The organism is Helicobacter mehlei, assembly GCF_007280785.1.
GTDB lineage: Bacteria > Campylobacterota > Campylobacteria > Campylobacterales > Helicobacteraceae > Helicobacter > Helicobacter mehlei.
Genome location: NZ_VKGC01000001.1, coordinates 132,003 through 143,532 on the forward strand (window position 1 = coordinate 132,003; position 11,530 = coordinate 143,532).

Annotated in this window: 11 protein-coding genes; 2 read left to right on the forward strand and 9 right to left on the reverse strand. The window is 46.5% G+C overall.

Going from position 1 to position 11,530, the window contains the following annotated elements:
- Window positions 1-1,149, forward strand: a complete 1,149-nt coding sequence (gene metK, locus FNE76_RS00690) for a methionine adenosyltransferase (RefSeq protein ID WP_143928325.1) — start codon at window positions 1-3, stop codon at window positions 1,147-1,149.
- A 17-nt stretch (window positions 1,150-1,166) separates the two neighbouring features.
- On the opposite strand, the gene FNE76_RS00695 is transcribed toward metK, so the two are convergent.
- The 5 genes from FNE76_RS00695 to FNE76_RS00715 are packed head-to-tail and all read right to left on the reverse strand — an operon-like array spanning window position 1,167 to window position 5,679.
- Window positions 1,167-1,808, reverse strand: a complete 642-nt coding sequence (locus tag FNE76_RS00695) for an ABC transporter ATP-binding protein (protein ID WP_143928326.1) — start codon at window positions 1,806-1,808, stop codon at window positions 1,167-1,169.
- A complete protein-coding gene (locus tag FNE76_RS00700; RefSeq protein ID WP_120948108.1) occupies window positions 1,805-2,419 on the reverse strand; it encodes an ATP-binding cassette domain-containing protein in 615 nt (204 codons plus the stop codon). The genes FNE76_RS00695 and FNE76_RS00700 overlap by 4 nt, the downstream gene beginning before the upstream one ends.
- Window positions 2,412-3,194, reverse strand: coding sequence for an ABC transporter permease (locus FNE76_RS00705; RefSeq protein ID WP_120955627.1), 783 nt, complete (start codon window positions 3,192-3,194; stop codon window positions 2,412-2,414). Before FNE76_RS00705 ends, FNE76_RS00700 begins: the two co-directional genes overlap by 8 nt.
- On the reverse strand, window positions 3,191-4,144 hold the full coding sequence (locus FNE76_RS00710; protein ID WP_120948110.1) for an ABC transporter permease: 954 nt from the start codon (window positions 4,142-4,144) through the stop codon (window positions 3,191-3,193). The genes FNE76_RS00705 and FNE76_RS00710 overlap by 4 nt, the downstream gene beginning before the upstream one ends.
- Window positions 4,144-5,679, reverse strand: coding sequence for an ABC transporter substrate-binding protein (locus FNE76_RS00715; protein WP_120948111.1), 1,536 nt, complete (start codon window positions 5,677-5,679; stop codon window positions 4,144-4,146). Before FNE76_RS00715 ends, FNE76_RS00710 begins: the two co-directional genes overlap by 1 nt.
- Window positions 5,680-5,802: 123 nt before the next feature.
- On the opposite strand from FNE76_RS00715, the gene FNE76_RS00720 reads away from it, so the two are divergent.
- Window positions 5,803-6,795 (forward strand): HoxN/HupN/NixA family nickel/cobalt transporter, encoded by a 993-nt coding sequence (locus FNE76_RS00720; RefSeq protein WP_143928327.1) that lies wholly within the window; start codon window positions 5,803-5,805, stop codon window positions 6,793-6,795.
- 46 nt (window positions 6,796-6,841) lie between these two features.
- On the opposite strand, the gene radA is transcribed toward FNE76_RS00720, so the two are convergent.
- The 4 genes from radA to FNE76_RS00740 are packed head-to-tail and all read right to left on the reverse strand — an operon-like array spanning window position 6,842 to window position 11,530.
- Window positions 6,842-8,182 (reverse strand): DNA repair protein RadA, encoded by a 1,341-nt coding sequence (gene radA, locus FNE76_RS00725; protein WP_143928338.1) that lies wholly within the window; start codon window positions 8,180-8,182, stop codon window positions 6,842-6,844.
- Window positions 8,166-9,050 (reverse strand): signal recognition particle-docking protein FtsY, encoded by an 885-nt coding sequence (gene ftsY / locus FNE76_RS00730; RefSeq protein WP_143928328.1) that lies wholly within the window; start codon window positions 9,048-9,050, stop codon window positions 8,166-8,168. Before ftsY ends, radA begins: the two co-directional genes overlap by 17 nt.
- Window positions 9,050-9,607 carry a hypothetical protein gene (locus FNE76_RS00735; protein WP_120948115.1) on the reverse strand — a complete coding sequence of 186 codons (558 nt, stop codon included), beginning with the start codon at window positions 9,605-9,607 and terminating at the stop codon, window positions 9,050-9,052. Before FNE76_RS00735 ends, ftsY begins: the two co-directional genes overlap by 1 nt.
- Window positions 9,608-9,655: 48 nt before the next feature.
- Window positions 9,656-11,530, reverse strand: a complete 1,875-nt coding sequence (locus FNE76_RS00740; protein WP_235852233.1) for a methyl-accepting chemotaxis protein — start codon at window positions 11,528-11,530, stop codon at window positions 9,656-9,658.

The following is an 11,530-nucleotide window of genomic DNA, read 5'->3' on the forward strand; positions in this document are numbered from 1 at the left end:
ATGGGGGCTTATCTTTTCACCTCCGAATCGGTTACAGAGGGGCATCCAGACAAAATGGCGGATCAGATCAGTGATGCCATTTTGGACTACATTATTGAGCGCGACCCGCATGCGCGCGTGGCATGTGAAACCTTGCTAGCTAATGGATTTTGCATCATCACTGGTGAGCTCAAAACCCGCGTCTATGCCCCCATGCAAGAGATCGCGCGCTCTGTGGTCAAAAACATTGGTTATACCGATGCGCTCTATGGCTTTGATTACCGCAGTGCAGCCGTACTCAATGGGATTGGCGAACAGAGTCCAGATATTAATCAAGGCGTGGATCGCGCCGATGGGGAGGTGGGTGCGGGCGATCAGGGACTGATGTTTGGTTATGCGTGTGATGAGACTCCTGCTTATATGCCCCTAGCCATCCACCTAGCCCATGCCATCACCTCCGGGCTAGCCAGTGCTAGAAAAAGCGCGACCTTGCCTTTTTTACGCCCCGATGGAAAAGCACAGGTTACTATCCGCTATGAGGGATATAAACCCGTGGGGATCGACACAATTGTGATCTCCACCCAGCACAGCCCCGAGATCGATCAAAAACGCCTACGCGAGGCGGTGATTGAAGAGATTGTCTATAAAGTCCTGCCCAAAGAGTTTTTAAACGACAATATTACTTACCATATCAACCCGACCGGGAAATTTGTCATCGGCGGTCCTCAAGGCGATGCGGGTTTAACCGGGCGCAAAATCATCGTGGATACTTATGGGGGGAGTTGCCCGCATGGGGGCGGGGCATTTAGTGGGAAAGACCCCTCGAAAGTGGATCGCAGTGCAGCCTACATGGCACGCTACATCGCCAAAAACTTGGTGGCTAGCAAGGTCTGTTCGAGAGCCACCGTGCAACTGGCCTATGCCATTGGGATCGTCGATCCCGTATCAGTGTATATCAACACCCACAACACCAGCAAGCACAGCCCAGAAGCCCTAGAGGCTTGCGTGCGCACTCTTTTCAAACTCACACCCAAGGGGATCATGCAAAGTTTAGATCTCTTGCGTCCCATTTACAGACCCACCGCCACTTACGGGCATTTTGGGCGTGAAGGCTTTAGCTGGGAGCAAACCGATAAAACCCAAGCCATTCAAGAGTTTTTGGGTGAATAAGGGGAACTAACCACCCATCACTCCGCCAACCTCCCCCCCTCGATCACAAGGTGGCGGGTGAAGTATTTTTGGGCGATGGCTTTGTCATGCGTGATGGCGATCATGGTGGTTTTGTAGCGTGCTTGGTAAGCCATCAACACCTCCATGATCTCGTATTTCAAATTCTTATCTAGCGCGCTGGTGATCTCATCTAAGAGCAAGACTTGTGGTTTGATGAGCATGGCGCGCGCAATGCCCAGTCTTTGTCTTTCACCACCACTCAGCTCACTAGGGTAGCGTTCTAAAAGTGCGGGAGCTAGTTTTGCTTGATGCATGATTTCTGCTAAATCCTCTTGGATGCCAAAACGGTGGCACACACTACTTAAAAGGTGCTTGACTAATTTAGCCGGGTTGAGTGCACTTAATTGATCTTGAAAAACATATTGGATTGCTTTTCTAAATGCTTTTTCTGGGAAATCTAGGATATTCTTTTGATCGCATAAAATTTGCCCGCTATTAAAACTCTCTAACCTAGCAATGCACTTAGTGAGCGTGCTTTTGCCACTCCCGCTACTCCCCATTAACGCCACACTTTCCCCACTTGACACGCAAAAGCTAATGTTTTTTAAAATCGCGTAATTGCCATAGGATTTTTCCAAGTGCTGGATTTCTAAACTCATGAAAAATACCCCATTTTATCCCCAAAATAAGTCATCCGCCCACTCTCTAGCACCAAAACCTCTTCACAGAGTGCGTAAGCGACCTCTTCATCGTGGGTGATCACCAGCCTTTGGGTTTCTAATTGCAAGAGTAATTCAATGACACTCTTAGTATTGGCACTATCTAGGGAGCTAGTAACCTCATCTAATAAAAGAATTTTAGCCTCTAGGGCGAGATTGAGCGCAATTTGGATACGGCTTGCCATGCCCCGACTAAGCTCATAGGGGTAGAGCTCCCATACCTTAGGGGGGATGTTCAGCCGTTCAAAAATAGGCTGTATGTGGGTGAGTCTGTCCTTTAAGACCATTTGGAAAGTGTCCTTGATCTTAAGGTAGGGGAAAAAGCAACTGATACAATCTTGGAAAACATAGCTCGCCCGCCCCTTGGTGGCAAGCTTGCTATATTGGGCTTTGAGGTGGTGGGGCAAAATGCCGCAGATGGCTTTAGCCAGCGTGCTTTTGCCACTCCCGCTACTCCCCAAGATTGCCAAATGCGCTTGCGTGCTGAAACTCACATCGTATAAAATTTGGTTTTTGGGGGCAAAGATATTTAAATGCGCAATCTCAACCATGTTTTTGCACCCGTTCCCCCAAGAGCATTAAACCAAAGACAATCCCAAAAACAGCCAATCCGGGGGTTAAAACCAGCCACCACACCCCCGTAAAAATGGCTTGAGAGGCTTCATTGAGCATGTTACCTAGACTGGCCTCCCCCACCATCAGCCCCAAACCAAAGAAACTCAGCAAGGCCTCCGCACTAATGGCATGCGCGCAAGTATTGATAAAGAGCACAAAAACACTGCTTTTAGCCACAGGCAAAATTTGATCAAACATGATTGCCAAACGCCCCGCCCCCAAAGCCTTTTCATTCAAAATAAACTCGCGAGTGGCAATATTGCTAAATTCGTCATAGATCACCTTAGCTACACTCCCCCATGAAAACACCGCTAAAAGCAAACTTAAGCCCAACATGCCAAAGGCGCGCTGGTTAAACGCGCTAAAAAGCAAGATAAGCAAGAGATTGGGTAGGGACAAAAACCCATCCAAAAAACGCAAAAGCAAGGATTGGATCATTTTGGGTGCATTGAGGGCCAGGAAGGCATAGGCAAAGGCGATGATCATAGCCAACACCCCGCTTAAAAGTCCGATGAATACGGAGGTTCTCAGTGCAAAGAAGAGCCGTGAGAGTTCATCACGCCCTAAAAAATCTGTGCCTAGGAGGTGTTTGCCACTGGGGGGGAATTTGAGCTGGGCTAAATCTACTTGGGTGGGATCAAAGGGGGCTAAAAAGGGGAGCAAAAAAAGCACCCCTAAGAGGAGCGCACCAAAAATAAGAAATTTTTTCATGCTTGCCATCTAGGGTTTAAAATTTTAGCCATGATCTCTACGACGAGATTAAAGAGCACGACGACGATTGTGCTGAGTAAAATGATGCTGAGGGCTAGGGGGTAGTCCTTACTCAAAAGCGCGTTAATGGTAGTGCTCCCCAAGCCCCCAATAGAAAATACGCTCTCTACAATGTAAGTCCCTCCCAAAATCCCCGCCGCATTGGCTCCAAAGTAGCTAATGATGGGGAGCAAGGAATAGCGCAACACTAATCTAAATTGGATGATTTTTTCACTCACCCCCCATGAACGGTAGCTAGTCACAAAAGGTTCTTGCAAACTCTCTAGCACCACGCTGCGCACCAAGCGTGTATAAATTGCCAAATGCGAAAGTGTGAGCGTGGCAATAGGCAAGATCATGTGAGTTGCTAGATCGCCCAAACTCTCATCACCCCCTAATTCATAGACTCCCGAGCTGGGCAAAACCCCTAAAAGGACGCTAAAAAACATGATGAGGATCGAGCCTAGCCAAAAATTGGGGATACTAAAAAACCCCAAAGTAACTAACATCACCCCCCTATCCAGCCAAGAGCCCTTGAATAACGCGCTTAACACCCCCAAGATGACAGCCAGCACAAAACTGAGGATAAAACTTGTCAGTCCTAGAATCAAAGTATAGGGCAGACGGGCTTTAATAATAGCTACTACACTCTCCCCGCTCGCAAAACTAACGCCAAAATCCCCATGTAAGCTTTGGTTTAGCCACACCAAATAGCGCACCCACAAGGGGCGATCCAGCCCCAGATTGGCGATCATGCGCGCCTTGATCGCTGGGTTAAGGGCTTGGATGCTATCCCCATAAACCCCAGCAACCACATTGGCACTCGAGAAGTTCAACATCACAAAGATCACAAAACTAAAGATAAGCAAGAGGAGCAAAGCCCCCCCTATTCTCTTAACCCAAAAAAGCACTAATCCTTACTCCACTCGGCCACATTGTGCGTGAACCGTGCTCCATGGTGCCCCAAAATGGTGGGTTTGATCCCATGGATGCGATCGCTATAGGCTAAGGGATAACGCAAATAGACTAAAAATGCAAAGGGGGGGTTATTATGCAAGGCTTGGATAAATTTGGCATACCAAAACTTGCGTTTAGCGATCTGGTCTGTGCTACGTGCTTTGAGCAAAGCCTCATCAACTGCCTTATCGCTATAGTGATTGTAATTCCAGCCATTGGCATTCAAGCTCGCATCCATCTTAGAACTAAAAACGCGGTAAGTCTGCGTGTCTGGATCAAGCGGACTGCCCCAGCCAATGATAAAACTATCCACCTTGTCAATCTCAAATGCCCCATGGTTTTTGGCAATGGCATGTGCTTTGATCCCCACTTTAGCCAACTCACTTTGTAAAATATTCGCCAAAGTAACACGGAGTGGATCGCTATTAAAAGCGTAAATATCAAATTCTAAAGGCTTGCCCTGCTTGTAAAACACCCCATTTTGGAGCTCCCAGCCATCTTTAATCAAAATCTCTTGGGCTTTCTTGGGATCATAGGGGTAGCCCTTGGCATTAACGTCATTAGCCCAGCTAGCTTGGATGGGGTTATTAGCCACAAACCCGTAACCATGCAAAATTTTATGGGCGATCAGCTCCTTATTGATCGCATAATTGATCGCTTGGCGCACCGCTAGTGATTTTAATAATTTATTGTGGAAGTTAAACATCAAGGCGCGGTAATCCGCACTTTTTATATCCATGATCTTAATGTGTGGATTAGATTGGAGTGCCTTAACTAAATTGGGTTCGACCAAAGCCACATCTAAAGACCCGTTCTTGATTTCATAGGTGCGGACATTGTAATCGGGTACGATTTTTAAGATCACCTTTTGGGCTTTGGGCTTGTCCCTATAAAAACGATCGTTAGCCACAAAGGCGATGTAACTCCCCTTTTGCCACTTAGCAAACTTAAAAGGCCCCGTGCCAATAGGGTGTTGGTTGTAGGCATGGGTGTTTAAGTCCTTGCCCTCTAAGAGGTGCTTGGGCAACACTCCCATGCTCAAGGCATCCAGCAGAGCAGGGTAGGGGGCTTTGAGCGTGATCTTAAGGCTGTAAGGGCTTAACACCTCCACGCTCTTGATCGCCTCAAAGCTAGCGCGTGCGGGTGCGTTGAGCTTATCATTGAGGGCTTGCTCAATGGTGAATTTCACATCTTGAGCACTAAACTTCTGCCCATCATGCCAAAGCGCATCCTCCCTTAGCTTAAAGGTCCAAACCAGCCCGTCTGGACTCACCTCCCAACTTTTAGCCAAATCAGGCTCAACTTTCATCTCAGGACTAAAGCGAGTCAGCCCGCTAAAGACAAAATCTAACGCGCTGTCATGATCGGCATCAAAGAGCGGGTTAATGCGCGCGGTTTCATTTTCAATCCCGATCACAATGGTGTTTTTAGGGGTGCTGGCAAGGACTTGCACGCTCAAGAGGACCACACAAAAAAGCCGTCCGATCATCAATCTCCCTTTTATCATCTTAAAGCACATAAAACATATCATTATAGTATTATTCGCGTTAATCCTGTGTTAATTTTTTTGCAGGTTCTAAATATGACAAATTTAAAAACATAAGGTTGTTGCATGCGTTCGTGGTTGCCCTATGCTTTGGCGATTGTTTTTTTACATGCTTTGGGCTTGTTGCTCTTGTTTTTATCCGGGGATATTAAGTTTTACGCCCTAGCTGGCACGGCTTATATGCTAGGCTCTAGACATGCCTTTGATGCCGATCATATTGCCTGTATTGACAACACGATCCGCAAACTCTCCCAGCAAAAGCAAAATGCCATGGGAGTTGGGTTTTACTTTTCTATGGGGCATTCTAGTGTGGTTATCTTGGCTACGATCGTCAGTGTATTTGCGATCCGCTGGATGGACACCCACACCCCCGCACTTAGGGAGGTGGGGGGCGTGGTGGGTACCTTAGTTTCGGGTCTATTCTTGCTCTTGGTAGGGCTAATCAATGTCTTTATACTGATTGATCTTTTTAAGGTCTTCAAGCAGAGTCAAAGCAGTTCTTATAACCAAGAAGCCCTAGAAACCCTCTTGCAAGAGAGGGGTTTGATGAACCGCTTTTTTAAACCCCTTTTTGCCTTTGTTTCTAAGAGTTGGCACATCTACCCGATTGGGTTTTTATTTGGTCTAGGTTTTGATACAGCCAGCGAGATCGCTTTGTTGTCGCTCTCTGGGGGGGCGATCAAAACCAGCGTACTGGGCATGCTCTCCTTGCCCATTCTCTTTGCCGCTGGGATGAGTTTATTTGATACCTGCGATGGGGTGTTCATGGTTAAGGCCTATGATTGGGCTTTTAAAACACCTTTGCGTAAAATTTATTACAACATCACGATCACGACTCTAAGCGTGTTAGTGGCATTAGTGATTGGTTTAATTGAGCTTTTCCAAGTGCTCAGTCAAAAGATGCATTGGGAATTTGGTGGATTATTGGGGTATCTTAAAGATTTGGATTTTGGGGATTTAGGTTATTACTTGGTGGGCTTATTTGTGCTGGTTTGGGCGATCTCCTATGGGATTTGGCACTTTGGCAAGATCGAACAACGCTGGAGTCAGCCAAGCTAAAGGGCTTGGATCAGTTGGCACAGATTGAGCGTTTAAAAGTCTGGCCCTACATCCACTCAATGATCTGCGACACATCTTTGGCTTCGTAGCAGGCAATGGGGGTTTTGAGATTGGGTTTTTTAGGCACAATCGCCTTTAAAAAGCCGTAATTCTCCATTTCTTTTAAGCGCACATTTAAATTCGGCACTTCTTGCACCGAGCCGGTTAAGCCCACCTCCCCGATGAAGGCGGTTTTATTGCTGATCGGGCGGTTTCGAAAGCTAGAGAGAATGCTGGCGATCACAGCTAAATCCGCGCTCGTTTCGCTGATTTTAATCCCCCCGGATACATTGATAAAGACATCGTAACGATTGAGCGGGATTTCTAGCTTTTTTTCTAGCAAGGCTAAGAGCATGTGCAAGCGGTTAGTGTCAAAGCTGGTGGCAAGGCGTTTAGGGTTGGCTAAAGAGCTTTCACACACTAAGGCTTGGATTTCTAAAATCAACGCCCTTGAGCCCTCCAGCACCACACTTAAGGCACTGCCCGCTAGGCTTTGCTTTTGAGAGAAAAAGAGTTTAGAAGCCTCCTTAGCACTCATCAAGCCCTCTTGGTGCATTTCAAAAATCCCCACTTCGCTGGTCGCCCCAAAGCGGTTTTTAAAACTGCGTAAAATTCTAAGCTCTCTACTCGGATCGCCCTCAAAGTAAAGCACGGAATCGACCATGTGCTCGAGCACCCTAGGACCGGCGATCGAGCCCTCTTTAGTGATGTGTCCGATGATAAAAATGGCGATCTGCTCTTGCTTGGCTAGACGCATGAGATCAAAGGTGATTTCTCTTACCTGAGAGATCGAGCCGGGGGCAGAGCTGATCGCACTAGAATATAAAGTTTGGATCGAGTCGATCACACACACGGCGTAATTTTGCCCGAGTAAATGCGCCTTGATCGTGTCTAAATCAATTTCATTGAGTAGATACAGCTTTTCCTGCACGCATTGTAGGCGATCGGCTCTTAGGCGAATCTGCCCCGCGCTCTCCTCCCCGCTCACATACAGCACGCTTAAACCCGTGCCCGCTAGCCCGCCTGCCACTTTTAATAACAGCGTGCTTTTACCCACGCCAGGAGCCCCCCCGATCAAATACAACCCCCCGGGCACAATCCCCCCACCTAATACAATATCTAGTTCTTTTTGTGTGGAACTAAAGGTGCTGATACTCTCTTGCTCGACCTTAGCAATAGAGATAGCTGAGAGTTTGGGGGTATTTTTAAAGGGCTTTAGGTTTTCTAGCTCTTTGGAACTAATCTCAACAAAGCTCTCCCACTGGTTGCAGTTATTGCACTTGCCTAACCACTTAGGGCTGACAAATCCGCAATGTTGGCACTCAAAGACCCTAGTCTTCTTTGCCATCTTTAAAGATCGCATCTAAAAGGCTTTTGACATACTCCATTTCCTCAAAAGCGATCAAGTCGTTTTCTTTCTCCCCCACGCCTAGATACAAAATAGGCAGTTGCAATTCATAAAGAATGCTTAAAATACATCCCCCCTTGCTCGTGCCATCTAGTTTGGTAACAATCACTCCGTCCAGCTCTAAACTTTCATGGAAAATCTTAGCCTGTTCGAGTGCCGAGCTACCCTGCGTGCCATCTAGTATTAGGATTTTATAGTAGGGGGCGTTGTTTAGTGCCTTGCTACACACCCTAGAGATTTTTAACAACTCATTTTTGAGATTGGTTTGGTTGTGTAGTCTGCCGGCGGTGTCGATGATGATTTGATCCGCCCCTCTAGCAATCCCCGCCTCAATGGTGTTGAAAGCGAGCGCGCTAGGATCGCTATTTTGCCCCGCGCTAATCACCTCTAATTGCAACTTCTCCCCCCAAAGTTGGAGTTGTTTGACCGCAGCAGCCCTAAAGGTGTCCCCCGCTCCTAATAAAACTTTTTGGTTATTGAGCAGGTGCTTTTTAGCCAGTTTGGCTATCGTGGTGGTCTTGCCCGCCCCATTGACCCCCAAGATTAAAGAAACTAAGGGCTTGGTGTCTAAGGGCTTTAAGCGCACTTGGTCGTAGTAACTCTCTTTGCGTAAAAAACGCATTAAGGCGACTTCTAGGTGGTTGCGCTTGATTTGATCGGGCAGGTGTTCTAAGAGCTTTTCGACTAGATCAAATTGCACATCAAAGCCGATTAAGATTTCCTCCATCTCTTCTTTGCTAAAAGCCGCGTCTTTGGTTTTGAGCAAAGAGGCAACATTTTGAATTGTCTTTTTGAAAAAGTTAAACATCAATCTCTCTGGGTTTGGATTAAATCTTGAAGTTCTTTGGTTAGCATCTCTTCAACAAGTGCCCCGCGGTAGCTTTGATACAACTTGCCATGTTTGTCATAGAGCAAAAAATAAGGCAAGGGCCAAGAGGCACTATTGAGAGGCGTGCTAAAAGAGGTGTTATCCATCAGGTTTAGCATAGAAAAATGTAAGGCGTGCTCTTTGGTGTAGCTTTCGATCTTATCTTGTGGATAAGATTTGTCCAAAAACGCTAAAAATGCCACCTTGTCCTTGAAGTTTTCTTGAATACGATTAAAAAGCGTTACAAAAGGTGCAGAGGGTGCATCTAAACCAAAAACCATGATAAAAAGGGGCTTGTGGGTGCTCTCAGGGGATAGGATTTGCAGGTGATCGGGTGTGATTTTAAGGCGAAACTCTTGGTGATTTTGGTCCAAAAAATTAAAGAAGGTTACGGGCTGTTCTTGCATTTCAAGGGGGCGCGACCCGTGCTTTTGATCCGAACAACCCCAAAATAACAACACCACCAACACCCCAAGAAAGCCCGCACGCAGATCCATCTCACTTCTTTTACCAAAAAATGCGCTATTATAACGATTTATCGGTAACTAGACTTTAAACTTCCCTAGCTCGCGATCAAAGATGTCTGCCATTTGCTTTAAAGAGGAGCTAGCTTGGCTCACATCTTGCACGCTTTGGTAATTGAGCGAGGCTAGTTGGTTGATCTCTTGGATTTCCCTCACAATGGCTTGGGTGGCTTTAGCCACCTCCTTAAACTCGCTCACATCGTGGGTGGTGGCGTTGATCACTACTTGGATATTTTGCACATTGGCATCCACGACTTCTTGCAAAGCTAAAGTGAGCTCGGAGGTTTTTAAAATCTCTTGAGCATTGCTGTGCAGATGTTGGCTAATATCCCCCACAGCGCGCACCACTTCGTTAATGGTGTGATCCACCTCATTTAAGCTATTCTTGGTCTTTTCGGCCAATTTACGCACCTCATCAGCCACAATGGCAAACCCCCGTCCATGCTCGCCCGCTCTAGCTGCCTCAATGGCGGCATTGAGGGCTAGTAAATTGGTCTGTTCTGCCACATCGGCAATGAGGGTTAAGATGGCTTTGATATTTTCGGTATTCTTAGAGGCCTCTTCTAGTTTATTAGAAAACTCCACCCCCAGCTGGGCATTGTGGGCGAGATTTTGGCTAAAGGTTTGGATTTTAGCGCGCACTTCCTCTAAGTTATTGCCCGTTCGCACGAGGTTTTTATTGTTGTGATCGGCGTTATTAGCCCCCATCAAAATACTCTGCACAATGTCATTCCCATTTTTAACCGCAACACAAATGCGTTCTGTCTCCTCTTGGGTGTTTTGGGAGACATCACTTGAACTGGTGTGTAACGTGTTGGCGATTTGGGTATTTTGGTTACTCAATTCCTTGATATTGGAAATAATGCCCTGTGTTTTTTCTAAAAGCGCATTGATGTTTTTGGAGATGGTGGCGATTTCATCTTTGCCTTTAACCTGTAGGCGTTTGGTCAAATCCCCCTCTTGAGAGACCAACTCAACGATCAAGTCTCTAAGTTTGATTAAAGGCTTAAATAAAATCTCAATCACGCCAAAGAGGACACACAGGACGATGACAAGAGAGATAACCCCTATGATCAAAAGCGTCTTTTGGATGTCGATTAGACTTGCTAAAGCTACCTTTTTAAACACCCTACCCACGACTTTCCAACCCAGATCGGGCACCGTTGTCCAAACATAGAATTTATCCCCACTGGGGTGATCGCGCTCCATAAAACCCACTTGGTCAGATAAGATTTGGCGGACTAATTGTGGGTCGTCTGGGTGGTATTTGGTGCCCTTTTTGTAGGTGGAGGAGGCGAGCACCACACCGCTAGCATCCAGCACATGCACATGCCCCTTAGCAGCAAAAAAAGAACTGCTAATGGCTTTCAAAACAGATTCTACGGCAACATCTGAGGCGATCACGCCCTTAAACACGCCCTTTTGCATTAAAGCTAGCGAGTAGGTGATGATGGTCTTTTGGGTGAAGAGATCGACATAGGGCTTGGTGATGTAAATGTGGTTAGGATTCTCACGGGCATGCTGGTACCATGTGCGTTTTCTAGGGTCGTAATTTTCGGGCTTTTTCCCAATGGATTTGATGATGATCCCATTTTCAAAGGCGACATGCACATCTTCACTCCCACTTTGCACAAAATTTAAGATTTGCTCCACTCTAGGCAAATCGTTTAAATCCACATTTTCAAAGTGTTTAACGGTATCTTGGAGCATCGCGCGGAGATGCCCATCGGTTTCTTGCAAAGAAGAAGAGAGCATATTCACCATCAAGGAGAGAGTTTGGCGCGTTCCTTTGGTAATGTTGTTTTGGACCTTGTGGCTAATGACGCTCATGGTGATGCCAAAAGTGAAAATCATCAACACCGCCAAAACAAACAAAACCTTTACTCTAAAATTCAT